General features: G+C 57.7%; 19 protein-coding genes and 1 tRNA gene. 10 read left to right on the forward strand and 10 right to left on the reverse strand.

Going from position 1 to position 25,150, the window contains the following annotated elements:
* Nucleotides 1–35: 35 nt before the first annotated feature.
* Complete coding sequence (locus L0Y14_RS03585) at nucleotides 36–1,028, forward strand: phospholipase A (RefSeq protein WP_006474251.1); 993 nt, start codon at nucleotides 36–38, stop codon at nucleotides 1,026–1,028.
* Between the two features lie 7 nt (nucleotides 1,029–1,035).
* Here L0Y14_RS03585 and mltF read toward each other — a convergent pair whose 3' ends face one another.
* On the reverse strand, nucleotides 1,036–2,433 hold the full coding sequence (gene mltF, locus L0Y14_RS03590; protein ID WP_240991606.1) for a membrane-bound lytic murein transglycosylase MltF: 1,398 nt from the start codon (nucleotides 2,431–2,433) through the stop codon (nucleotides 1,036–1,038).
* 367 nt (nucleotides 2,434–2,800) lie between these two features.
* Here mltF and L0Y14_RS03595 point away from each other — a divergent pair.
* The 6 genes from L0Y14_RS03595 (at nucleotide 2,801) to L0Y14_RS03620 (ending at nucleotide 7,931) form a co-directional block, all read left to right on the forward strand.
* A tRNA-Ser gene (locus L0Y14_RS03595) sits at nucleotides 2,801–2,891 on the forward strand.
* Nucleotides 2,892–3,595: 704 nt separating this feature from the next.
* Nucleotides 3,596–4,102 carry an Hsp20/alpha crystallin family protein gene (locus tag L0Y14_RS03600; protein ID WP_005963912.1) on the forward strand — a complete coding sequence of 169 codons (507 nt, stop codon included), beginning with the start codon at nucleotides 3,596–3,598 and terminating at the stop codon, nucleotides 4,100–4,102.
* Between the two features lie 59 nt (nucleotides 4,103–4,161).
* Nucleotides 4,162–5,637, forward strand: a complete 1,476-nt coding sequence (locus tag L0Y14_RS03605) for a DegQ family serine endoprotease (protein WP_006474247.1) — start codon at nucleotides 4,162–4,164, stop codon at nucleotides 5,635–5,637.
* A gap of 51 nt (nucleotides 5,638–5,688) precedes the next feature.
* Complete coding sequence (locus L0Y14_RS03610; protein WP_005963919.1) at nucleotides 5,689–6,645, forward strand: DnaJ C-terminal domain-containing protein; 957 nt, start codon at nucleotides 5,689–5,691, stop codon at nucleotides 6,643–6,645.
* A 6-nt stretch (nucleotides 6,646–6,651) separates the two neighbouring features.
* Nucleotides 6,652–6,963, forward strand: a complete 312-nt coding sequence (locus L0Y14_RS03615; protein WP_005963922.1) for a chaperone modulator CbpM — start codon at nucleotides 6,652–6,654, stop codon at nucleotides 6,961–6,963.
* Complete coding sequence (locus tag L0Y14_RS03620; protein ID WP_006474246.1) at nucleotides 6,963–7,931, forward strand: zinc metalloprotease HtpX; 969 nt, start codon at nucleotides 6,963–6,965, stop codon at nucleotides 7,929–7,931. Before L0Y14_RS03615 ends, L0Y14_RS03620 begins: the two co-directional genes overlap by 1 nt.
* Before the next feature lie 246 nt (nucleotides 7,932–8,177).
* Here the strand turns inward: L0Y14_RS03620 and L0Y14_RS03625 are convergent, their stop codons facing one another.
* The 4 genes from L0Y14_RS03625 to L0Y14_RS03640 all read right to left on the reverse strand — a co-directional run bounded on the left by L0Y14_RS03625 (nucleotide 8,178) and on the right by L0Y14_RS03640 (nucleotide 12,201).
* A complete protein-coding gene (locus L0Y14_RS03625; RefSeq protein ID WP_006474245.1) occupies nucleotides 8,178–8,819 on the reverse strand; it encodes a hypothetical protein in 642 nt (213 codons plus the stop codon).
* 122 nt (nucleotides 8,820–8,941) lie between these two features.
* Nucleotides 8,942–9,139 carry a hypothetical protein gene (locus L0Y14_RS03630; protein ID WP_010084807.1) on the reverse strand — a complete coding sequence of 66 codons (198 nt, stop codon included), beginning with the start codon at nucleotides 9,137–9,139 and terminating at the stop codon, nucleotides 8,942–8,944.
* A gap of 132 nt (nucleotides 9,140–9,271) precedes the next feature.
* The gene (locus L0Y14_RS03635; protein WP_005963931.1) at nucleotides 9,272–10,138 is read right to left on the reverse strand and encodes an HDOD domain-containing protein; all 867 of its coding nucleotides are present in this window, start codon (nucleotides 10,136–10,138) and stop codon (nucleotides 9,272–9,274) included.
* Between the two features lie 41 nt (nucleotides 10,139–10,179).
* Nucleotides 10,180–12,201 carry a putative bifunctional diguanylate cyclase/phosphodiesterase gene (locus tag L0Y14_RS03640; protein WP_005963934.1) on the reverse strand — a complete coding sequence of 674 codons (2,022 nt, stop codon included), beginning with the start codon at nucleotides 12,199–12,201 and terminating at the stop codon, nucleotides 10,180–10,182.
* A gap of 689 nt (nucleotides 12,202–12,890) precedes the next feature.
* Between L0Y14_RS03640 and L0Y14_RS03645 the strand changes: the two genes are divergently transcribed.
* Nucleotides 12,891–13,295: a Fur family transcriptional regulator gene (locus tag L0Y14_RS03645; protein ID WP_006474242.1), complete on the forward strand. Its 405-nt coding sequence runs from the start codon at nucleotides 12,891–12,893 to the stop codon at nucleotides 13,293–13,295.
* A gap of 64 nt (nucleotides 13,296–13,359) precedes the next feature.
* On the opposite strand, the gene L0Y14_RS03650 is transcribed toward L0Y14_RS03645, so the two are convergent.
* The 3 genes from L0Y14_RS03650 to L0Y14_RS03660 are packed head-to-tail and all read right to left on the reverse strand — an operon-like array spanning nucleotide 13,360 to nucleotide 17,115.
* Nucleotides 13,360–14,412 carry an ABC transporter ATP-binding protein gene (locus L0Y14_RS03650; RefSeq protein WP_006474241.1) on the reverse strand — a complete coding sequence of 351 codons (1,053 nt, stop codon included), beginning with the start codon at nucleotides 14,410–14,412 and terminating at the stop codon, nucleotides 13,360–13,362.
* A gap of 9 nt (nucleotides 14,413–14,421) precedes the next feature.
* Entirely contained in the window at nucleotides 14,422–16,107 is a 1,686-nt protein-coding gene (locus L0Y14_RS03655) for an ABC transporter permease (protein ID WP_006474240.1), read from the reverse strand.
* A gap of 3 nt (nucleotides 16,108–16,110) precedes the next feature.
* Nucleotides 16,111–17,115: a Fe(3+) ABC transporter substrate-binding protein gene (locus L0Y14_RS03660; RefSeq protein ID WP_006474239.1), complete on the reverse strand. Its 1,005-nt coding sequence runs from the start codon at nucleotides 17,113–17,115 to the stop codon at nucleotides 16,111–16,113.
* 376 nt (nucleotides 17,116–17,491) lie between these two features.
* Between L0Y14_RS03660 and L0Y14_RS03665 the strand changes: the two genes are divergently transcribed.
* Entirely contained in the window at nucleotides 17,492–17,737 is a 246-nt protein-coding gene (locus L0Y14_RS03665) for an RtcB family protein (RefSeq protein ID WP_006474238.1), read from the forward strand.
* A 364-nt stretch (nucleotides 17,738–18,101) separates the two neighbouring features.
* Here the strand turns inward: L0Y14_RS03665 and L0Y14_RS03670 are convergent, their stop codons facing one another.
* Both L0Y14_RS03670 and L0Y14_RS03675 read right to left on the reverse strand, forming a co-directional pair.
* Entirely contained in the window at nucleotides 18,102–18,836 is a 735-nt protein-coding gene (locus tag L0Y14_RS03670; RefSeq protein WP_006474237.1) for a hypothetical protein, read from the reverse strand.
* A gap of 84 nt (nucleotides 18,837–18,920) precedes the next feature.
* Nucleotides 18,921–21,722, reverse strand: a complete 2,802-nt coding sequence (locus L0Y14_RS03675; protein WP_251859250.1) for an MMPL family transporter — start codon at nucleotides 21,720–21,722, stop codon at nucleotides 18,921–18,923.
* 290 nt (nucleotides 21,723–22,012) lie between these two features.
* On the opposite strand from L0Y14_RS03675, the gene L0Y14_RS03680 reads away from it, so the two are divergent.
* On the forward strand, nucleotides 22,013–25,126 hold the full coding sequence (locus L0Y14_RS03680) for an efflux RND transporter permease subunit (RefSeq protein WP_240991692.1): 3,114 nt from the start codon (nucleotides 22,013–22,015) through the stop codon (nucleotides 25,124–25,126).
* Nucleotides 25,127–25,150: the final 24 nt, after the last annotated feature.

Raw genomic sequence — 25,150 nt, forward strand, 5'->3', positions numbered from 1 at the left:
AATCGGCCGTTTCGATATGGGGCTGGGGTTATTCAATGACTCTGTTTGGAGCCATCTGTGGCCTCTCATTTGCCGTCTCGGCAGCCGATTCATTCAGTGAACGGGAGCGTTGTTTGCTGGATGCCTTGGCCAAGGCAGAGGGCTCAACTCCGGTGGCCCGATTGCGTGAACAGTGCCTGCTGCAGTCACAACCGTCGCAGATGGTTGAAGCGGTTCAGCCAATACTGCGCCAGGATGATGAGTCGCTGATCGCTCAGCGGGTTGAGGATGAGCACCGCACCCAGGACGATCCGTTTGTGATCACCCCCCACAAGCGCAACTATGTGATGTTCGCCAGCTACAACGCCTCCCCCAACTCCAGGCCCTACGCTGTGACGGATGAGGACTTCAGTAATACTGAGATCAAATTCCAGTTGAGCTTCAAGGTCCCGGTGGTGGATGACCTATTTGGCGACAATGGTGATCTCTATGTCGCCTACACTCACCTTGCGTTCTGGCAGGCCTATAACCAGAAGTTTTCATCACCCTTTCGTGAGACCAACTATGAGCCGGAGGTGTTTCTCTTGTTCGACAACGATTGGGAACTGTTTGGCTGGAAAAACCCGAAGATCAGGTTGGGGATGGTGCACCAGTCGAATGGGCGGTCAGAGCCACTCTCACGCAGTTGGAACCGGCTCTTTGCCCAGTTTATCTTCGAGAAGGACAATCTCTTTCTTGGGGTAAAGCCCTGGTATCGGATTCCCGAGGCTGAAGAGAACGATAACAATCCGGATATCCTTGACTATATGGGGTATGGCGAGCTGCAAGGGATCTATAAAAATGGTGAGCACAGCTACAGTTTCATGCTGCGCAACAATCTCAATTGGGATGAGAATCGAGGCGCGATTCAGCTCGACTGGATCTTCCCGTTACATCGCCGTTTTCATGGTTATCTGCAGTATTTCAACGGCTATGGAGAGAGTATGGTCGACTACAATGCCAGCAGTAACCGATTGAGTTTTGGAGTGGCGTTGACTGATTGGTTATGAGGCCAGCTCAGAGCGCTTCCGGTGAGATGGCGAGTGCCGGGTGGGATGGCTGCTCGGGGGGCGGTTCCTGTTTCTGCCGCTCTGTCCACTTCAGCAACTCATGGTAGGCGCGTACGTTATCGACGTAGTTGACCGGCTCCTGGCCGCGCGCATAGCCGTGCTTGACGGTGGAGTACCACTTTTTCCGGCTCAGTAGCGGTAGGCGCTGTTTTATGTCAGCCCATTTATCCGGGTTACCGCCATCACGCTCGGTGAGGATGCGTGCATCCTCCAGGTGACCAAAGCCGACATTGTATCCGGCCAGGATCAGCCAGGTACGGTCCGGGTTTTCGATGCGCGGCGGGATCCGCGTATCCAGGTATTTCAGGTAGCGTGAACCGCCAAAGATGCTTTGCTCCGGGTTGAGGCGGTCTTCCACCTGCATCTGTTTTGCGGTGTTCTTGGTCAGCATCATGATGCCACGTACCCCGGTGGGGGACTTGGCATTGGGCCTCCAGTGGGACTCCTGATAGCCGATCGCCGCCAGCAGTTGCCAGTCGAAGCCAGTCTCTTCCGCGGCGGCCCGGAAAAATGCCTCATATTTGGGCAGGCGGTCCTTTATGTGACGCTTGAAGTCCCGTGTGTCGACAAAGTTAAGCCGCCCGATATGGCCATAGTGGCGCTCCTTCAACTGGGCAAGGGTGCCGTTTTTCTTGATCACCGTGAAGAAGTCGCGGATCGCCTCGTAGAGGCTAGTATCATCCTTGTGCGCCATCGCCCAGGCCAGTTGTTGAGGCTTTGTCAAATCGAAGCCGACACGAATATTGGGCATGAAGCGGCGGTTGACGGCGACCTCGTTGGAGTCGGCGATAGTGAAGTCGATCTGACCATCCTGCACCATCTGCAGCAGGTCGGAACTCTCCAACTCCCGGTGGGCGATCCAGGAGAGTCCGGTATATTGCTTCTGTAGCCGTTGTAACTCCTCCTCGTGGCTGGAGTCGGCCAGAATCTCTAGTCGCTTGCCGATCAGATCGTCAACTTTTTTTGGGCGCAGGCTGCCACTACGGTAGACCACCTGTTGGGTGATCTCATGGTAACTGGGGCCAAAACGGATCCTGGTCTCGCGGTTGGGAGTGATGGTGAGGCCGGCGGCGGTAATGTGGGCTTTGCCTTCGATGATGCTGGAGAGCAGGTCGTCCACCCGGTTGGGGACAATAAACCGAACCTTGACCCCGATACGCTGGGCGAACAGTTTGACCAGATCGTACTCGAAACCGGTCATCTTTCCGTCCGGTCCCTCATAGTAGGTGGTTCCACTGTTGCGGGTGGCGACCACAAGCTCACCTCCTGCCTTGATGCGGTCCAGCAGGGGAGGGGGGATGCTGCAACCTGAGAGGGAGAGCAACAAAGCAAGTACAACAGCCAATCGCATCATTCAGATTGAGAAAATGTCAGTGTTTTATGTAGAATAGCCGCCCGTCCATTGATGGCCTCTTCAAGATACGAAAAACAGATACCTGAGTGTCTGTTAGGAATCAAGTGCTGCGGGAAAAATAGCGGGCAGCGCGCACAAAGGTACTGCAGTCTTCAAGTGAGTAACACTGCGCCAGCGCAGTTTATCACGATGCATCAGGAGAGGTGCCGGAGCTGGCCGAACGAGCTTGACTCGAGCAAATGGGCAGGAGGCCCGTTTCACGACGCCGTAGATGTTGCCCACAGGGTGAGGCACATGGCTGTGCTGAATGAAATCAAGTGAACCGCAGCCCTATGGGCTGCTAGATAGCAGAGTTTTTGGAGAGGTGCCGGAGCTGGCCGAACGGGCTTGACTCGAAATCAAGTGAACCCTTGCGGGTTCCGAGGGTTCGAATCCCTCCCTCTCCGCCAAATAGTCTATAAAAACAATAAGATGTGGATTTTTGCAATGCCTCGATGCTGTACCAGTCAACCAAGATAATCTTCCATTAAATCAGCTGCTTGTAAGATTTTTCTGAGCCGGCTCCCTGATAACTCATACTAATTAAGAGACGGTTTGCGTCGCGCTTGTCGGCGGAAATTCTAGGCTTATCCCGATTGATTCGATTTCCAGGGCTGCTCCGGGAAACTCATCCAAACTCAGTCATGAGAAGGTCGTCTGCGCCTATGGCCTCTCCAAAGGTGCAGCCAGCAAGCACGTCAATCTTACTGCGGCTCAGAGCATCAGCTGGTCGCTGTCCGAGGGTGTCAACGAGGCCCGTCTTTTTCCAATCCAAGCTAAATTCAATCGCTTTATCGAGTCGGGTTACTTCCGTATCCACCAGAAGCTGAAACGCAAAGGGGTGACCCTTCAATTATTGTGGTAACCGGCTGGCGTGCTGTATCGGGAACGGGTGAGGTACTGCAGTGCCCAGGTCTTTGTTTCGGTGCTCGGTACCTCCAGCTACACTTTGATAGGGTCGGGAGCCGCCTTCTCAGGAGAGAAATGAACCTCTGTCGCTGCAAGATTTCGACTGGATGGGGAGGAAGAGGTTGCTCTTGAAAAATCGATCATCAACTCCCACGTCTTTAGCAGTACCAGTAAAGGGAAAGATATCAATTTGGAGTAGGCGACGATGTCAACATTAGAGCAACTTGGTGAAGGAATGAATCACGCATGGGATGCATTGGTGGATGGCTGGCGTGATCTCTATCGTCGCGCGACAAATGCCATAACGCGATTCACGCCACATGGTTCTAAGGGGGAGCTTAGATCCAGAGATGAGGGAGAGATTGCTATCCGTAGTTCCGGCTGGGGCGTATTGGCAGCCGAGGTCTTTGATGATGATGACCGGGTGATCGTACGTCTGGAGGTGCCGGGTATGGAGCCGGATGAATTCAGGCTGGATGTCGTCGATGACATGCTGGTGGTCTGTGGTGAGAAGCAACTCCAGAGTGAACGCACTGAGGGGCGCTATCAAATATCCGAGTGTGCCTATGGTCATTTTGAACGCGCGATATGGTTGCCGGATGAAGTAGACAGCGATAAGGCCTCAGCCCGGTACAGGCGCGGCGTTCTGCGGGTAGAGTTGCCGAAATCGTCGGCCCGGCGCAGTAGAAGAATCAAAGTGAAAGTGCGCTGATAGCGCCCTCAAGAATTTAGCCAATACAGCTTTCTACACTTGTCACTGAGGAGTATGACATGAAGATAAATCGAATCGTTCCACTCCTGGTTTTGCTCTTGTGCATTGTATCGCCAGCTTATGCGCAGGACGGTGGTATCGAAAACCTGCGGGAGACTGGTAAGGCCTTTGCGTCGGTGGCCCGAACGGTCTCTCCATCGGTGGTTTTCATCCAGGTTGAAGGCAAGGCATCTGGCTCTGCGGTCACCGAGTTTCCTTCGCCTTTTGGTGACACGTCGCCATTCAACGACGATCTGTTCAAGCGATTTTTTGGTGACCGGTTTCCAGGAATCCCCCACAGTCCACGCCCTGAGATGCCGCGAGGTGAACGCCGTACAATCAGTCAGGGCTCGGGTTTTGTCTTCGCAACCAAAGATGGCCTGTTGTCCGATCAGAGCTATATCCTGACTAACAATCATGTGGTGGAAGATGCCGATAAGATACGGGTGAAGCTTCAGGATGGGCGTGAGTTCGATGCCAAGATTGAGGGCAGGGATCCGCAGTCCGACGTAGCCGTGCTTGTGATCAATACAGGCGGGCTTCCGGCGCTATCGTTGGGTGACTCCTCGAAGCTTGAAGTCGGTGAGTGGGTGGTAGCCATCGGCAATCCCTTTGGTCTGAGCCATACCCTCACGGTGGGTGTAGTCAGCGCCAAGGGACGCACCAGTCTTGGCATCAACGACTATGAGGATTTCATCCAGACTGATGCGGCCATCAATCCCGGTAACTCCGGAGGCCCACTGGTCAACCTGGACGGTGAGGTTGTCGGTATTAATACTGCAATTTTTTCTCGTAGTGGTGGCTATATGGGGGTTGGCTTCGCCATACCCATTAACCTGGCTAAAGCCATCGCCAATCAATTGATGGATGGTGGCGAGGTGACACGAGGTTATCTCGGGATTGTTATCCAGGCGCTAACCCCTGAATTGGCGGAATCTTTCGGCCTTGATCAGAACGTGGGCATTCTGATAGCCCAGGTATCAGAAGACTCCCCGGCCGCTCAGGCAGGTTTGCGGCAGGGTGATGTGATCGTCGCATATCAAGGCAAGCCTGTGACCGATGTTGGCCGTTTCCGTAACCAAGTCTCGCTTACCTCGCCGGGAAGCCGTGAACAACTAACCATTGTCCGTAACGGTAAGCGCCGAGGCATCACTGTAACCATTGGCACACTCGCCAAAGACAAACTAATTGCCGAGGGCCCTGCCCAAAGTGCTGATGAGCTTGGCCTGAACGTGCAGACGTTAACGCCTCAGTTGGCCGATCAGTTTGGTGCCAAAGCGGGTGAAGGTGTGGTGGTGACGGAAGTCAGGCCTGGATCCATTGCCGCCATGGCGGGGATTAAGCCCGGTGCGGTGATCATGCAGGTGGAGCATAAACCAGTGAAAAGCGCTGCCGAGTTCAAGCATGCGGTGGAAAATGGTAGCAGTGACAAGCGTGTGCTGTTGCTCATCCGTAGAGGTGATATGCAGCAATATGTGGTGCTGAACTGGCAATGACAACCTGAGTGATTTCTATTAGAGGCTTAGGGCAGAGACAACAGTACTACTATGGAATACAAAGACTACTACAAGATCATGGGTGTCGAAAAAGGCGCTACTCAGGATGAAATCAAGCGAGCCTACCGCAAATTGGCGCGTAAATATCATCCGGATGTGAGTAAGGAGCCGAATGCCGAAACCAAGTTCAAAGAAGTGGGTGAAGCCTACGAGGTGCTGAAAGATCCGGAGAAGCGGGCGGCTTACGATCAACTTGGCGCCAACTGGAAGGCTGGCCAGGAGTTCCGGCCGCCGCCGGACTGGGATGCAGGGTTTGAGTTCCGCGGTGGCGGCTTCACGCCGAGGGACGCCTCGGCCTTCAGTGACTTTTTTGAGACCCTTTTTGGCAGGGGGGGCAGTGGTGGTTTTGCTGATGCACGGAGAGCCGGGCCGCATTTCCGCACTCAAGGCGTAGATCATCATGCCAAGGTGTTGATCGATTTGGAGGATGCCTTCCATGGTGCCACCCGTACGATCACTCTACGTGCACCTGAACTGGACGCCCAGGGGCATGTGATTACCCATGAGCGCACGTTGAACGTGAGAATCCCCAAAGGGGTCAAACAGGGACAGCAGATCAGGCTGGTGGGACAGGGTTCTCCCGGTGTGGAGGGTGGAGGTGCTGGCGATCTCTATCTGGAGGTGGAATTTAGGCCGCACCCCTTCTACCGCGTTGAAGGACGGGATCTCTATCTGGAACTGCCGGTAGCCCCCTGGGAGGCGGCGCTTGGGGCCAAAGTCAAAACCCCGACTCCAGCGGGGATTATCGATCTGAAGATACCTGCCGGCTCCACCTCGGGGCGCAAGCTGCGGCTGAAAGGACGGGGTATCCCCGGAAAGAATCCTGGTGATTTCTATGCCGTTTTGCGTATTGCGTTGCCGTCTGGGGATACGGAGCGCGCACAAGCCCTTTATCGCAAAATGGAACAGGAACTGGCGTTCAACCCACGCGCCAGATTGGGAGTTTAGCTGAGCATGAGCAAAGATATTCTGACTGGTTTTCTGCTGGATGAAGAGAGCTTCCTGACTCTGGGTGAGCTGAGCCGTGCCTGTATGGTGCATGCCGAATGGATCATTGAACTGGTGGATGAGGGCGTTCTGGAGCCGAGTGGTTGTGATGCCGTCCACTGGCGTTTTTCCGGACCCTGTCTGCATCGGGCGCGTACCGTCAGGCGTCTCCAGCAGGATCTCGGAATTAATATTGCTGGTGCCGCGCTGGTGCTGGATCTGATGGACGAAATTGACAGTTTGCGAGCACGACTGCACTGGCTGGAGCAGGGCTGCTAATGGCCATAGACTCACAAATCTGGCATCAACACGCATTGGCAAATCGCATTCAATCTTTGTTGTTGCTCGTCGCTATGGTGAGCTTTCTGTCTCTGCTGGGCTGGGTGCTATGGGGAGTTGACGGCATCTTCTGGCTGTTGCTACTGGGTTTTGTGTTGTTGTTGTTCAATCCAGTCTCTTCACCCTGGCTGATCATGCGCATGTACCGGGCTACTCGTCTGACGTCAGTTAAGGCGCCAACACTTGATTCAACTTTGAGGGAGCTGGCCCACAGAGCAGGGCTCCACAGGGTTCCTGAGCTTTTCTATGTCCCTAGCCCTATGGTCAATGCCTTTACGGTGGGAAGCCGGAACGAAGCGGTAATCGCGGTGACTGATGGCCTGTTGCGTTCACTGGATACACGGGAGACAGTCGGAGTATTGGCACATGAAGTGAGCCATATTCGCAATAACGACATGTGGGTGATGGGGATGGCCGATCTGTTCAGCCGTTTGACCAGCCTACTCTCCCTGCTTGGTCAGTTCCTTCTGCTGCTCAACCTGCCACTGATCGTGATGTCGAATGTGAGCATCAACTGGTTCGCTATTCTGCTGCTTATCTTTGCCCCCAATCTGAGCGCGCTGGCCCAGTTGGGGCTCTCTCGTACCCGGGAATATGAGGCGGATCTCAGCGCAGCCCGTCTCACGGGTGATCCAGAAGGGCTGGCCAATGCCCTGGTCAAGATCGAACAGCGCTCCGGTTCTTTGCTTGAACGACTTTTTCTGCCCGGACGGCGCATCCCGGAGCCTTCACTGCTGCGGACCCACCCGCCGACTAAAGAGCGGGTGCGCCGCTTGATGGCACTCAAGCCACCCATTGCGGAACCTTTATCCTTTATCAGGCGTGAGCGTGGCTTCTTACAAGACGATGCTCCAGTTTATTTAGTGAGCCGAAGGCCGCGATGGCATGTAACAGGTTTGTGGCATTAATGTTTCTGGGGGATTGTATTCATGAAAGATCCTTTTCATATGGTCTGCTCCCATCGCGCGGCGATCAACCGGTAATGAAAGAAGAGTTGGTTGGCGCCGGTGTGACCTTGACCCGGCAATAGCAGGAAATTGTCCTTGTGGCCAGCGTGCCTTAATCGATGGGCCCTGACGCTCCCTGGGAGAGGGAGCGGTTGTAGTATTGGCAGGCGGTGAGGTTCTGGAAGCCGGCTGGCAGGTTGACCCGATTTATCTATCTTCTCCGTTTTGTGAGGTGGGAGACGCGGTTTTCTCCAAAGTGGCGATCTCCTGTCGCAGGGCCTTCAGCCTAGCCGTATAGGCGTCAGCATCCCCATAGTCCACAAATCGCTCAACCAATCGATGGGGGTCTGGAGTGCGTCGTGCATGTTTGATGGGGCACCAGTATTGTTCAGTTCTGGCGGCAATCTCACGGACATACTCGATCAAGCCGCTGCCGTAACCACAGTAGATGCAGTTAAGCTTTTGGATGGCGTTGAGATAAGCCAGGTGCTGCCGGTCAATGACCAGGTAATCCCTGCGCACTACGCGCGGAATGCCGTACACGCGGAAACAGATATGCTGGTAGAGCGTAGCTATGATGTCCAGCAATACGAAAGGGATGAACACACCATAGATAACAGGTGCAGTGAGCAGATGTCCAAGCCGGGCCGTACGAAGATAGGTCCAAATCCCCACTTTCTGATGGCGTTGCAACGCCCGCATGCCCTGTTCAAATCGGACCCTGCCTTGTTCCAGGGTGTAGTGGAAGAGCCGGCGTTTTTCGTCCAGTAGTTGGTCGATCTCACGTTCCAATTCCGCCTGCAGGGTATGCAGACGGTGGAGGATGTCGTCTATGGGGGAACTGGGCATGAATGATCCTTTGAATGAATGCTCGGTAGGTAATTTGGAGGTCGCATTGTTGCGCTGCACGAAGCGCATCGGTCAGATTAATATTGCACAATTATTTTGTGCGTATCATCGATCAAGGGCATCTACTCTACTTCAAACTCCATCATACGATGCAGCACATTATCCAGTGTCTCACCTGGAGCTGCAGAGACAAGGTCCCTCACCATCAGCTCCCTTGCAATGGCCTCGCCGAAGGGGACAATCGTCGCATCAAAGTGGTCAGGGTACGGAGCAGAGGATTCCATAATAAGCAGCACTTCGCTACGCTCACCTGCTGCCATCTGGGAGGACTGAATCGGGTTGAGCTGTAGGAGTTGCCCACCAAATTAGGGGAAGAGCCATCTGGAACTTTCGGCTTGTAGCAGAGAATTTGCTCTCGAAATTCTGTTCGTCCCGCTTCGTTCAGCGGCTCCTCAATTGTTCTGGAAAAGCGCCTTAGCCAATTCTTGGGTTCGTTCGAACTGATCGGCAAGTTTTTGAAACACGCTCTCCAACTCGGATTCGGCGAATTCAAGTTTTTTCAATCTGGGGTCTTCTGCTTGAAAATCCTCACCTCGATAGAGTCTGGAAACCATATTGGCGGCGCTGCCAACCAGTGCTGCGGTCTGCCATGATGTGCCGTGGTAACTCTTGTCGCAGTGGTATCTCATGGCATTTGTCAGAACATCGGGTAGAGCCCAGGCCTGGCCCAAGCATCCGCCGACGCTACAGTAGTCATCGCCAACTGTTTGTCTGAGGGCTTGGCGAACGCAGGATGTTGGATCTGCTTCGTCGAGGCTGAGCGCCTGTGCGGTTTCTTCCGGTATATTGTCGGCGAGCCACAATAGGCCCAGGCTGTGCAGCAGTCCGGCGGTACGCGCTGTCTGTGGATCGCATTCGAGTCGCGCTCCGGCCTGTTCGCTGAGTCTGCCGGCCCCTTCGCCAACCAGCATGCAGGTGCACCAGAATCGTTCGGCGTGGAATGCCGGACAGCGTGACGGGTTGAAGGGTGATGAGATAGCGAGCGCGATGCTCAGGCTCCGTACTACCTGTAGTCCAAGCTGCACACAGGCCTGATTTAGGTTGGTGACCGGGCTGCGGGGGGATGCCCAGGCGGAGTTGGCGAGGGAGATCAGTCGAGCGGTGATAGTGGGGAAGCGCTCAATCTCATGGGCCAATTCGTGAAATCCAATCTCGTCATCCATGACCACCTTTAGCAGATAGGAGACCCCGGGGGGTAATACCGGAAGTCTGGTGTTTCCACTCAGGTGTTGGTTCAGGGTAGCGTTGTTACATTCCATGTGTAGCCGGTCGTTTGCTGTGATGTGGAGCTATCAGCCTGCTAAAAATGTACTTTGCTGACCAGTGAGGGGATCTGATCGGCTGGTACTGGCGGGCTGAAATAGTAGCCTTGGACTTGGTGACATCCCAGCCCCCGCAAGATCTGAATCTGTTCGAGTGTTTCGGCTCCTTCGGCAACCACCTTGTAACCCAGTGCTTGGGCCATGCCAATAATGGTGCCGACGAGCACAGTGGATTTTGCCTCGTGTTGCAGATCCTTGATAAACAGCCGGTCCACCTTGAGGGTGTCGATCGGCAGCTGTTTCAATACCGCGAGGGAAGAGTAGCCGGTGCCAAAGTCATCAACCGCTACCTTTATCCCGAGTGCATCCAACTGCTGGCAAGTGGTGGAATAGTTGTCACCCAGCTGTATAACACTTTCGGTGACCTCGATCTCCAATCGCTTCGGATCAATGCCGGTGGTGTCAAGCACCCGCGTGACCGTATTCACGAAGTCGAGATCAGTAAAGTGGATGGCGGAGATGTTGACCGCAACCTGGAGTTGATCGAGCGCATTGTGATGCCAGCTGGCGGCCTGACGGCAGGCGGTTTCTAGAACCCATTCACCGATCTCCTGGATCAGGCCGATCCGCTCGGCGAGGTTGATGAATTCGCTCGGAGGGATATCACCAAGTTCGGTGTGGTGCCAGCGGATTAGGGCTTCAACGCCGGTGACTTTGCCGCTGCTCAGGGATATCTGTGGCTGATAGTGGAGTGTGAAGTCATTGTTGTCGACCGCTACCCGTAACTGCTGCTCAAGGGCGAGGCGTTGGCTGGCCTGAGTGGTCAATTCGGGGATATAGAAGGCATAGCGGTGTTTGCCCGCTTCCTTGGCGGCGTACATGGCGCTGTCTGCCGCTTTGAGCAGTTGCTGCATGTCGTTGCCATCCTTGGGAAACAGTGCAATGCCCAAGCTTGCCATCGGGCGCACTGTCTGGGTGCCGAGTTCGACCGGCTGATGGATCTCTTTTAGACAGCGGTCGGCCACCTCGGCGGCGTCGAACTCATCAGTAATATTGTCGACGATGATGCAGAACTCGTCGCCGCCAAAGCGGGCCGCGAAATCGACATCGCGCAGCGGTTTTTCGAGGCGTTGGCCGATAATGGCGAGGAGTTGGTCTCCCGTCTCATGCCCCATGCTGTCGTTGATATCCTTGAAACCGTCCAGATCGAGGAAAATCAGCGCCAGCTGTTCGTCACGCCGGGTTGCCGCCTTGAGGGTGTCGCTGAAGCGCTGCAGAAAGTGCGCCCGGCTGGCGAGGCCGGTGGTTTTATCGAAGAAGGCGAGTTGGCGGATCTCCTTTTTCCGGCTCTCGTTGATCCTCAGGATTCGGCTCAGAGTATTGACCGAGTCGGCGAGCCGGATCAATTCCTTGCCGCTGGAGATGTGAACCTCACTGGTGAGATCGCCTTGAGCGATCATGTGGAGTCGTTTGTTCAGGGTGTTGATTGGTTTGGAGATCAGCAGATAGATCCAGAAGAGGATCAGGCCGGTTAGCGCAATCAACACTGCGGTACTGAAGAGGCGCATGCTGAGAACATGCAGGTCGATCTGTTGTTGTAGTGGTTGGATGTTCCAGTCGATGAAGATGCGTCCGAAGTGTTCGCCGTCGAACAGGATATCCTCGGCAAAGGCGAGGTGAGTCATAGCGCCGGTATCGCTGATTCGCTGCCAGTGGGCGAGAGTTTCTCTTCGCTCATTCTCCATTGTCAGGGAGAGGATGTTTGGGTCCAGGGTTGCCAACTGGGTGATGATGGTCTCGAGTCGCGCCTGATCTTCGCTGATTACCGCATCGATACTGGTGGCTGAGAGGACGCTCAGGATTCTGTGATTCTGTTCTTCCAGATTTTGCCTGAGATAATCTGTCTCCAGTTGCTCGAACACTATGCCGACGGCATACCCGACCAGCAATATGCTCCCTCCAAGCAACAGCAGGATCTGCCGCCAGATCGGCAATTGGGAGAATGTGAAGTTATTGCGTGGGTTGCCCATGCCCTGTCTGACGGTTTCAACTTGATGCATGGGGTGCTTCTGCTTTCTGCAGGAGAGGCGTCCCCCCGGTCTCTAGCACACCCCTGGAAGGTCTAGCTTGTAACGATTTTTCAGCAACTCCGGCTTCTCTATGCAGTGAGGCTGAGATGAGTGTTTGGCCCGGCACCAAGATCAAGGTGCTATGGAGACGGGCTGCTCTGGGGGGCTGCTGGTTCGGAAGGTGGCGGCTGGTCCTTTTCATTTGTACTAATTCCAATACCCTCTTTGAATCCTTCCAGCAATAAGTATTGGAGACCTGCCTTTGGAATTATCTGAGGTCGCTAAACGCCGATGCGCGGGTTGTGCTTCGGTTCAGGAGTCGCGCAGGTCCCCTTCTGCCCCCCACTTCATCCTAGTGGATTCTGCCGAAAATGCATCGTTACCCACATGGGGGGTAATGCCCAGTGCAATCCCCTGTATCGGTGCTGAATTCAGCTCTGAGGGGAAAGGTGATCAGCGGAAAATCTTGCTGGGGCAGATGCAGCGCTCTACTGCATATTTGTGGTGGCCGGTGCAGTGGTTTTCTGAAGATCTTTTGCAACCGGAGTAGTGGGCAGAAAGGGAATCAAAGTTGTGCCGTGCCGATGCTGGGAGAATAGTTGACAAAAACATTTGGATTTGACGCGACAAGGTGAATTATACTGGTCGCCATGAATGAAGCCTTGCGCAGAGCTGACGATATGGAACCAGCAGTAGATGTTGAGTCGATGCTGCGTTCGAGTGGTATCTATCCGACGCCTCAGCGGGTCAGCATCGGCGAGCTGTTGTTTGCCCGCAAGCAACATCTAACGGCTGAGCAGATCCATGAGCGGGTCAGTCAGCGTTTCAGGCGGGTCTCCAAGGCGACTGTCTATAACACCCTCGCGCTGTTTGTCTCGAAAGGGCTGCTACGGGAGCTGGTTGCCGATCCGGCACGTACCTTCTACGACAGCAATACCCAGCCTCATCACCACTTTTTCAATATCGATACCGGTGAGCTGAGCGATATCCCAGGCGATCAGCTACTGAATCTTCCAGAAGGCATTCTGCCGGAGGGGACCAAAGTGAAAGCTGTCGATATCGTTGTGCGGGTTTGCAATCGCTAACCCCCTGTAGCCTCGACGGTGGGGCGACCTTTATCGGCGATGGTCCCCTCTTGCGTGGGCTATCTTACTGCGGCCCCTGACGGAACAGGATCAAGTGCTCCACCTGGATCTTCACCCCGGTTCGCTCGCCCACCCGATAGTCGTTGTGGCTCGGTAGTAGCGAAAGCAGCTCACCCCCCTCCGGCAGCGCCAGGGTATAGAGCGTTTGGGCGCCGCGAAAGGCGCGCTCGATGATGCGGCACTCAAGGCCGGCGCCCGGGGCTAGGGTGATATCATCCGGGCGTAGCAGCACCTCCACCGCGGCGCCCCTGGGCCAGCCGTAGGCGCGATTGCCCTGGATCTCGCCGAGTGGGGTCTCAACTCGATCGGGTGCGCTCAGCCGGCCTTTGAGGAAACGCCCCTCGCCGATGAAGTCGGCGACAAAACGGTCCGCCGGTTCGTGGTAGAGATTGAACGGGCTGTCCCACTGCAGGATCTTGCCCGCCTGCATCACTCCCACCTGCTCGCCCATCACAAACGCCTCATGCTGGTCATGGGTGACGAAGATGGCGGCGGTGCCACGGGCCTTGAGGATATCCCGCACATCAGCGGCAAGTCGTTCGCGCAGCTCCACATCGAGATTGGAGAAAGGCTCGTCGAGCAGCAGCAACGGCGGCTCTGGGGCCATCGCCCGGGCCACTGCAACGCGCTGCTGCTGGCCCCCCGATAGCTCATGGGAAAAACGTTGGCCGTAGCCCTCTAACCCCACCAGCTCCAGCATCTGCTCCACCTTGCGCCGGCGCTCAAAGCGGCTGATGCGCTGCAGGCCGAAGTCGATATTGTTGGCCACGCTGAGATGGGGGAAAAGTGCGTAGTCCTGAAACACCATGCCGAGCCCGCGCCGCTCCGGCGGCAGCGTGTAACCAGGGCTTGAGACGATCTGACCGTTGAGGCGTATCTCGCCCTGCTTGATCGAATCGAAACCGGCGATGGCACGCAGCACCGTGGTCTTGCCGCAGCCACTGGGGCCGAGCAGACAGCTCAGCATGCCGGGGCTGATGTTGAGTGATAGATCAGCGACCACATCCTGATCAGCGTAGCGGCAGTGAAGACCTTCGATTTCCAACAGTTGTGTCATGGCAAGAGGTCAGTGTGGTTGGGCTGAATGGGGATGGCTGGAGCTGCGTACTAGCAGGATCACCGGCAGCAGCCCGGCCAACACCAGGGTTACCGCCGGCAGCGCAGCACGTTCCCACTCGCCTTCGGATGTCATCTCGTAGATGCGTACTGCCAGGGTGTCCCAGCCGTAGGGGCGCAGCAGTAAGGTGGCGGGCATCTCCTTCATTACATCCACCAGCACCAGCAGCAGTGCGGTGAGCAGGCCGGGGCGTAACAGTGGCAGGTAGACCCGGCGCACCACCCCGAGTGCACGACAGCCGAGGTTGTGGGCGGCATCGGAGAGACTCGGTCGGATGTGCCCTAGGCCACTCTCGATGGGGCCGTGGGCGACTGCCAGAAAACGGGTCAGATAGGCGCTAAGCAGCGCCAGCAGGCTGCCGCCGAAGATCTGCCCAGGGGGGGTGTTATCGAAGATGCGCCAGATCGCGTTGATCAGATTATCCAGGCTGCTAAAGGTCAGCATGATGCCCACCGCCAGCACTGAGCCGGGCAGGGCGTAGCCGAGGGTGGCGATGCGCGCCGAGCTGGCGGTGAGTCGGTTGTCGTGAAAGCGCCGTGCACAGCCGAGCAATAGTGCCACGATGATGGTGATCAGTGCGGAGATGCCGCCCAGTGCCAGAGTGTGGGTGAGCAGCTCGAAATAACGGGGGTCGAGATCCTGCTGCACCACCTGCCAGGCCCAGATCAGCAGCTGGATCAGCGGCAGCAGAAAGGCGAGACTGAACACCAGTCCCGCTGCTGAACTAGCTACACCGCCCCGCCAGCCCTGCAGTCGGAAGCGCTGTGGCGGGGCGCCGCGACTGGTCTCGTGGTAGCGGGCGCGGCCGCGCAGGCGGCGCTCTGCGACCAGCGCCAGGGCGACAAACAGTAACAGCAGCGAGGCGAGCTGGGAGGCGGCCTGTAGGTTGAACAGGCCGAACCAGGCCTTGTAGATGGCGGTGGTGAAGGTGTCGTAGTTAAACACCGATACCGTGCCGAAATCGGCCAGGGTCTCCATCAACGCCAGTGAGGTACCGGCGACGATGGCGGGGCGGGCCATCGGCAGGGCCACGCGAAAAAATGCAGCCCGTGGTGTCAGACCGAGGCTGTGCGCCGCCTCCAGGGTGCCGCGCCCCTGGGTGAGAAAGGCGGAGCGGGCCAGCATGTAGACATAGGGATAGAGCACCAGTACCAACACCAGGGTCACCCCGCCGCTGGAGCGCACCTCAGGAAACCAGAAGCCGCCTCGGCCGAATAGCTCCCGCAGCAGCCCCTGCAGGGGGCCTGTGAAGTCGAACAGCCCCAACACCACGAACGCCAGCACATAGGCGGGTACCGCCAGCGGCAGCATTAGCGCCCAGTCGAAGAATCGCCGTCCAGGGAACTCACAGAGGCTGGTGAGCCAAGCCAGCCCGACGCCGAGCAGCAGCACTCCGACTGTGACGCCAGCGAGCAGGACCAGGGTGTTGTACACCAGTTCCGCCAGCACCGTCTCAGCAAGGTGGTGCCAGACCGCGTTCTCCCCCTGCAACCAGCCGGAGAAGATCAGCAGCAGCGGTACTGCGATCAGTGCCGCGAGCGCTAGGCTGCCCAGCTGCCAGCCTGGTAGCCGTACTCCTGAATCAGACAGCCGGGCCGCATGCGTTGACTGAAAATGAGAGGGAGCGGTGGACATGGCTCAGCGGTAGCCGGCCCGGTCCATCAGCATCACCGCCTTGACCTGCAACCTTCCTGCCTCAGCAACGTTGAGCGGGTCGCCCTTGAACTCGTCCCAGGTGGTCACCACCGGATCGGGCTGGACCGCCGGATTGACCGGGTACTCCATATTCAGGGCCGCAAATCGGGCCTGGGCTTCGGGGGAGGCGAGCCACTCCAGCAGCTTCACCGCTGCGTCGCGGTGCTTGGCATGAAGGGTGATGCCGGCGCCGGAGACGTTGATGTGTACGCCGCTACTCTGCTGGTTGGGCCAGAACAGTGCCAGCTTGATCGATGGATCTTTTTTCTGCAGCCGGCCAAAATAATAGGTGTTGACTATGCCCAGGTCACACTGGCCGGCGAGGATTGCCTGCATCGTCTTGGTGTCGCTGGAGAAGGGCGGCGCGACCAGGTTGGCGACCCAGCCCGCGACGATCTGCTGCGTTTTCTCCTCCCCCAGGCGGGCGATCATCATCGCCACCAGCGACTGATTGTAGACTTTCTTCGAGGTGCGCAGACAGAGGCGGCCCTTCCATTTGGGATCGGCTAGCGCCGCATAGCTGCTTAGCTCTCCCGGCTGTATCCGCTCGCTGCTGTAGACGATGGTGCGGGCGCGCACCGAGAGGCCGAACCAGCTGTTGTCGGGGGCGCGCAGATGCTCCGGCACGTTGGCGCTGAGGCTCTGTGAGTCGATAGGGGACAGCACACCCTGTTCGGCCGCCTGCCAGAGATTGCCCGCATCCACCGTGATCAGCAGATCCGCCGGGGTGTTGGCCCCCTCCGCCTTTAGCCGTGCCAGCAGCGGTCCGGCTTTGTCGGTGATGTAACGGATCTTTACTCCGCTCTTTTGCGTGTAGGCGTCGAACAGCGGCTTGATCAAATGCTCCTTGCGGGCCGAGTAGACGACGATCTCATCGTCGGCCTGGGCGGCAGGCAGCAGCATCAGGGTGGCGAGCAGCAGTAGCATCGGTTGGTGCAGATATTTCATGATCGTCTCGAATGGATGTGCAGGGATGTGAGAGTGGCTGATTGGGCAGACGGTGTTCGATGAGGCCGTCTGCCCAGCAGAGGTTGGTGCCAGATTGCCCCGATGCTATCCGGCTAGCGCAACAGGGCCTCGCGCATTAGCCGCCAACGTCTTGTTCTATGGTTCTCTGTGTGCTGTTTTGCCTGGCGGTGGAGTAGCCAGGCGTGGGCTAAGGTGGCAGGTGTTGCAGGGTGGCTGCTCTTGCTGGTTGTTTTGGCGTACATTGTTGATCTCACCAAGTGACCTAAAAATAGACCTTGATGCAAATGTTATTGCAAATCGTTCGTATTTACAAGTGAACCACTCTCACTCTCTTGTTGGTGGGCAAGAAGACGTTATGCCAGTGAAGATGATCCTTGATCAGGGACGGGTGCCGCTGCGGATCTACACCGATGAGATGGAGCCCACCGCGCTGCAGCAACTGGGCAACATCGCTAGACTCGACCTCGTGCACCACCATGTGGTGGGGATGCCGGATGAGTTCCTGGGCATTGGTGCCACGGTGGGTGCGGTGATCCCCACAAGGGGGCGATCATCCCCGCTGCGGTGGGGGTGGATATCGGCTGTGGCCCAGCTTCCCTAGGTTGGCTCAGAACTCCACTGCCAGATGGACGGTAGCGGTTGTCGGCGGTCTCGCCGTTGCCGCCGTCTGCAGTGTCGTCGTCTTCGGCGAGGGCCTACTTGAAAGCGAGGGCGCTGTTATCGTGGATATTATGGCCGAGGGCCGCGGTCCACGGGGCTTTGACAGCTCAAGGACTAACGCTTCGACCATCATCGCTGGCCAAATGTATTCTTCGTTAATGCGGGATCTTGCACCTTATCAGGAGCCTGGATATTGGCGAGCCAGTCACGACGAGGCAACGCCCGACTGGAGAGCCGTGCGCGGGAAAACCGTACACACGGTTTGGAGGTCGGGGAGGCTCCCTAACCCCTATCGTATTATTACATCAGGGTCTGGGCACGGGGCCGGGCAGGTTCTGTGGAATGGTAAAAGGTCCATCTGCCTGTTTGCGGGTTAATGGCAGGATCAGAGGGCCGCGTCTACCGCCCCGTCCTAGGGGCAGCAACCGCAGGGTGACATCCTGATAACCATCGCCATTCACATCGGCATAGTCGATGGCAATCACCCGAAAACCGGTGGCCAAGGGATCGGTCTCGCAGTCGAGACCTGTCGATTTGAAGTCGATGCGACCACGGAAAAGGCCGTTTTTAATGCGGCAGGCCTGGAGATCGTTCGCCGGTTTCTCACTGCTGGGCTCGACTCTGGTCAGAATACGGGTTAGGTCGGGTACACCGGGCGGTAGGGGACGGCAGTTGCCTGAGTCACTCTCTGGATTACAATCGACCTGAATGGGCAGATCGTGCAGTTTGGCATTCATGAAATCATAACCACTGACAAAGTCATGGGTTGGTGGTCCATTAAACCGGTACAGAAAATTCACATAGTCACAATCCTGTTGCACCTTGCTCCAGATAGTGCGCTCCACGCGATTACACCACTGTTGGGCTCCCTGTCGGAAGGCAGCCTGTGCCGCAGCACAGTCGGCAGGGATACGGAACGGCTTTTTAATATGCCGGCTGATCGGCAGGTTGACTTCATATTCGGTGACCTTTTGACCGCTGTAGGGTGCACTGAAGTAGAGATCGGCATGGCCGGCCTCGGAAGCGGCAGAGATGGCCATCAGAAGGAGGAGCCAGCAGAGTGGGTGACGCATTGCATGTGCGTTATTAGGTTGTTGGTTTAGAGACTGTTTCATCGAATCACCTTATTGGATTCCATTCTGCCTCTCGTGTTTCGGGCCAGCAACATTTCTATCCCCTCGCTTTGCTGGGACCGTCTCAGTGGATGTTGGTGGATTGATCTTGTCGATGAATGTGACCCAGCGGCAGCTGACATCGGTAGCGAGGTTGTAGAAGAGGCGGCTGCCTATAAACGGATGGAGTAGGGTGACACTGCGGAGGCTATCTCTGCTGAGCACTAGCAGGCTGCTCTTCTCCAGAGCCACCGCCTGGGTTTTGCGCGGTTCGTCGGCGAGCAGGGCGATATCACCGAATAATTTGCCGGGGGCAAAACGGTTGACGACCAGTCTCTTCTCCGAGTTCTCTCTGCCCGGCATGCTCACCTCCACCGCACCCTGCATCACCAGATACATGGCATGGCTTTTGTCGCCGGGTTTGAACACCTGCTCTCCTGCAGCGTACTCAGTCACGGTGCTGGCGAGGATGAAGCGACGGATCTGCCAGGGCCGCATCTCCCGGAACAGTACACTCTGCGGGATGACCTCCTGACGCAGTTGAGCTGAGAGCAGATCCCACAGGCTGACCAGTCGCAGGGAAGAGATCACCAGTGGCGTGATGACGAAATCGGCGATCAGAGCGGTGGCGATGACCAGTGCGCTCAACAGCCCGAAGAGCGCGATGGGCTGAAAATCAGACAGGGTAAAGACCAGGAAGCCGGCAATTAGCGCCACTGAGGTGGAGATCACCGGCAGGGCCTCGTTGGCCAGAGTGGCGTGCATGGCGAGGGCCTGATGGCGGGATGAGCGCAGCTCCTGGTTGTAGCGCAGCATGAAGTGCAGAGTGTCGTCCACGGCAATGCCGATGGCGATGGCCGCCGCCATGGTGGTGCCGATGTTGAGGGGAATGCCGGCAAAACCCATCACGCCGAACAGCACCACCACCGGGAAGGCATTGGGCAGGGCGGCCAGCAGGCCGACCCGCAGATCGGTGAAGAGCACCGAGATGATCAGCACAAAGAAGAGCAGCAGCAGCAAGATCGACTGCAACTGTCCATTGATCATGGATCGGGTGGCTGAGAGAGTGAGTACCGAGGAGCCGGTGATGTGCGCCTGCAGACCGGGATCGAGCTGCTGGTCGATGAATTCCTGCAGGGCATCAACGAAGGACTGCAGTTCGCGGGTCGAGTCGGCGGCGTGCCGGACCAGGATGCGTACCCGACTGTAGTCCTCGGAGACGTAGGCATGCACATGCTTGTGGTCGAGAAAGATCATCAGTTCGTTCACCACATCGTCCGACTCCGGCAACTCGGCCTCATCCAACTCCTGAAAGGCGCGATTGAGGATAGACAGATAGTCGGCGAATGAGGTGGTGGAGCGGGAGATCCCCTGGCTGTCGATAAACTGCTGTATCTCAACGATCTCCTCCAGATAACGGACTTTGAGGAAGGTGTCCTGGATGCCGGAGTCGAGGATGATGGAGAAGTTCTCAAGCCCGGCCAGATCACTATTCACTGCCTCCACTTGCTGCCGCACGGCCGAATCCCGGCCAAGGCTTTCGATGGTGCTGTGGTTGACCTGGATGGCGGGTACGCCCAAGGCGGCAATCACGGTGATGCCGAGCAGAACCAGCAGAATGGCCCAACGGTAGCGCTGCAACCCCCGCCAATAGGCATCCGCCAGCCTGCCCGGTTTGGCCTGCACAAAGCGGGATCGACCATCCAATTGCCAGCGTCCGGCAAGCGACAGTAGGGCAGGGATCAGCACGATGGTGGCGATGAAGTTAAACAACAGCCCGGTGGAGGCGAGGATGCCGAACTGCCAGAGCACCTCGATGCGGCTCAGCCCCACCGAGAGAAAACCGACGTAGGTGGTGGCGAAGGTGAGCAGCACCGTACGCCCCATCTTGCGCGCCATGTGCTGGATGGCGACCTGGGTCGTCATGCCCTGACGCTGGCCGTGGCGGAACTCGGAGAGCAGGTGGATATCCTCGGTGGAGCCGACGATGATCAGCAGGATCGGCACGATCGATGTCACCACATTGAGAGGGATGCCGCTGAGCCCCATCAACCCCAGGGTCCAGAGGATGCTGATGCCAGCGGTAAGGATTGGGGTGAGGATATCGACAAACTGGCGCAGCAGCAGAAACAGGGCGATCAGCAGGGCGGCGATGGCGATGGGGAAGAGGTCAGTCTGTTCCTGCTGGATCTGCCGCGCGATGGCGGTGCGTACATAGGGGTAGCCGATGGTAAAAAACTGCGCGTAGTGTCCTGACAGCGGCCTGGTTAGCTGGTCGATCGATGTGGTGATGCGAAGATCATCAAGGCCGCTGACCGTCTCCTTCAGGACGATCGCTGCGGTCATCACTTGGCCGTCATCGGAGAGCAGTACATGTTTGATGAAGGGGTCTGTGAGCGCCTGCTTTTCCAACGTCCTGCCTGCGGCGAGATCTTTTGGCAATTTGGCTAGGTAGGGGTCTTTGTTGAGATAGCCATCGACGCTCTTCAGATAGGGGACAGAGAACAGGCTCTCCACCCGATCGACAAAAGGCAGCGCCTTGATCGTGCCGATCACCTGTTGCAACGCCTGCAACTTTCCTGGTGCCATCATCTCCCCATCCCGCAGATAGAGCAGCACGATCTTCTCGTCACCAAACTGCTGACTGATCTGCTCGTAGTAGTCCCGCTCCGGATCATCGAGTAGCAGTAGCTCCTCCGCCGAGATATGCACCTGCACCCGCTGCAGCTGGGTCGCCGCCAGCAGCGAGAGGATCAGCAGTGTGGCGAGCGCCCACCGGGGATGGTTGGCGCAAAGCATCAGAATACGCTGCATCAGGGTCTTCTGATGTGCCAGCTCAGGTCCGTCGGACGGAGCGGATGGTAGATATCAAAGTGGCAACTCATCTGCTGGAGCATAGGCAAGATGCCTGGCTAATGCGAATATGCTGAGGTTCATCAAGGGGCGGAGTCGATTGCGTTGAGATTGTGGGAAAATACACATCCATTTACCGCAATTGACTCCGACCCTGAGCTTCATACATTTGAATGTGCGTCTATTGGCGTTCATTTGCGGCATTATGATCTGCTTTGAATCTGGCTGGTGCTGAGAGCGGGGCATTTTTCATGACAAAGAACATCGGTGGCGGGCTGGCTGCCTGGTCGATTCGCCACCCGATCGGGGTGGTGATGATTACCCTGGCGGTGATGGTGCTCGGGATCTTTGCGTTGGGACGCCTAGGGGTGGATTTGCTGCCGCATATCATCTACCCGGATGTGCGGGTGCGGGTGCTCGATCCCGGCGTGCCGGCGAGCATCATGGAGGATCGGGTCACCCGTCAGCTGGAGGAACAGCTGGCGATCACTGAGGATGCGATCCACATCCAGTCGCGTACCAGCGAGGGGCGCAGTGCGGTGGATCTCTCCTTCGCCTATGGCACCGATATCGACCAGGCGCTGCGCGATGCCTCCACCCGCCTCGACCGGGCCAAGCGTTTTCTGCCCGATAGCATTGAAGCGCCGGTAATCTACAAGCGTGATCCCTCGCAGCGGCCGGTGGCGGAGTTTGTGGTCAGCTCCACCCTGCGCGATGCGGTGGAGCTGCGCAGCTGGGCCGATTACGACTTGGGCAAGTGGTTTCTGACCCTGCCGGGGGTGGCGGCAGCAGAGGTCGGTGGCGGGCGGGTGCGGCAGATCCAGGTAATCCCCGATCAGATCCGTCTTGCCGGGCTTAATCTGCAGTTGCTCGATCTGGAGGCGGCGCTGCAGGCGGCCAACCAGGACACCCCGGGCGGGCGGCTGATGATGCCTCAGGGAGAGATCAGCGGCCGCACCGCCGGGCGCTTCCGTTCGGTGGAGGAGATTGCCCAACTGCCGTTGCGCACGTTCGGCGCCGACCAGAGCGAAAGCCTGATCCACTTGAGCGAGGTGGCGCAGGTGGTGGATGGGGCAGAGGATGAGACCCTGCGCATTCGTCTCAACCAGCAGCCAGGGGTAAAGCTGTCGATCCAGAAACAGCCCCAGGCGAACACCATCGAGGTGGTCGATGGGGTGCTGGCCAGGCTCGCTGAGCTGGAGCACAAGGGGCTGATCCCGGAGGATATCGAGATCCGCGCGGTGGATGACCAGGCCCGTTATATCCGCCGTACCCTGAGCAATGCGCTCAACTCAGCGGCGATCGGTGGGCTGCTGGCGATGTTGGTGGTCTATCTTTTTCTCGGCAGCCTGCGCCGCACCCTGATCATCGGCAGCGCGATCCCGATTGCGATCCTGGTAACCTTCATCCTGATGTCGTCGGCGGGTCTGACCCTCAACATCATGACCCTGGGCGGCCTGGCGCTGGGCATCGGCATGCTGGTGGACAGCACCATCGTGATGCTGGAGAACATCTACCGTCATCAGCGTGAACGGCGGGGGGATGAAACGCTCTCTGTTGCCGAGAGTTCGGGACGGGCGGCGTCGGAGGTCAATAGCGCCATCGTCGCCGCCACCACCACCAATCTGGCTGCGGTACTGCCGTTTCTGTTTATCGGCGGGCTGGTGGGGCTGCTGTTTCGTGAGCTGATCTTCACTATCTCAGCAGCGATCGTCGCCTCGCTGATGGTTGCCCTGACCCTGGTGCCGGCCCTGGCCGGGCGCATCCCGGCGCGGCGTGAGGCGTTGCTGCGGCGCGGTGTAAACCAGCTCTTTGATGGCCTGCAGGCGGGATACGGCTGGTTGGTACGACAGCTGCTGAGGGCCCCTTGGCTACTGCCGCTGCTGTTCATCGCCGCGCTGGCGCTGATCTGGCCGCTGCTGAGTCAGGGGCGTCAGGTGTTTCTGCCGAACATGGATGAGGGGCGTATCTATGTCAGCGTGACTGCCGATCGCGGCATCAACCTGCCGAATATGGATCGCATCGTGCGGCGTCTTGAAACCCTGTTCAGCGAGCAGCCGGAGGTGGAGACGATCTTCACCCAGTCGGGCGGCTCGGTGTTTGGCCGCTCCCAGTATCAGGCCGCTAATCGTGCCAGTCTGCAGCTGACGTTGAAGCCGATCCGTCAGCGCGGCATCGACAGCCGCGTCTGGGTTGCGCGTATGAAAAAGGCGGTAAAAAAGTTGCAGCTGCCGGGGGTGCGGCTCTATATGCGGGTGCGGGGGATTCGCGGTATCCGCCTGAATCGGGGCGAGGATGATGTGGATCTGCGCCTGCAGGGCCCGGATCTCGAGACCCTGGCGCGGCTGGCCGAGCAGTTGGTGGTGCGGCTGCGGGAGGTGGAAGGCTTGAGCAACCTGAGCCACTCCAGCGAGGATGTGAGCCAGGAGATCTCAGTGCGGGTCGATCGCGAGCGGGCCGCGCGGTTTGGTCTCAGCGTGGAGGATGTGGGGCGCTATCTGCAGCTCGCCCTCGGTGGGATCAAGGTGACTGAATTCCTGCAAGGGGATCGGAGCGTGGATGTGCGGTTGCGCCTGAGTCGTGACGAGATTGCCAACCCCGCTGATGTGGAGTCGATCATTATCTTCAGTCGCAGCGAGCCGCGGGTGCCGCTGCGGCTTGGTGAACTGGCGCAGATCGAGCTGCTTCCGGCACCCTCATCGATCCACCGTGATCAACAGCGGCGAGTGGTGGAGATCAGTGCCTCGCTGGGCAAAGGAGTCTCACTCGAGCAGGCGATGCAGCGTGTCGACAAAGTGCTGGAAGGGTTCGAGCTGCCGGCGGGTTACCGTATCTACGACGGTGGTGGTCTGGAGCAGCTGAGGGAGGGACGTGAGATGGGTCAGTTGCTGCTGGGACTGGCGCTGTTTCTCGTGTTTGTGGTGATGGCGGTGCAGTATGAGTCGCTGCGCAACCCGCTGGTGATTATGTTGAGCGTGCCGTTTGCGCTGATTGGTGTGGTGTTGGGGCTGCAGTGGAGCGAGTTATCGCTCTCGATGCCGGTCTGGCTGGGGTTGATCATGCTGGCGGGGATCGTGGTCAACAACGCGATCGTGCTGGTGGAGTATATCAGCCTGCAGCTGCAGCAGGGGGTGGCGTTGGATGCAGCGATCGTTGAGGCAGCGCGATTGCGGCTGCGGCCGATCCTGATGACCACACTGACCACGGTGGCAGGCATGTTGCCGCTGGCTCTGGCCCTGGGGGAGGGGGCGGAGATGCTGCAGCCGCTGGCGGTGACCATCGTTTCCGGGCTCTCTTTTTCGACCCTGGTGACGCTGCTTTTGATCCCGGCGGTCTATCGATTGATTGGCGCACGGGCTGGTTGATGTTGATTCGCGCCGCGTGCGGCG

It is taken from the genome of Candidatus Endoriftia persephonae (genome assembly GCF_023733635.1).
Taxonomy (GTDB): Bacteria; Pseudomonadota; Gammaproteobacteria; order Chromatiales; family Chromatiaceae; genus Endoriftia; species Endoriftia persephonae.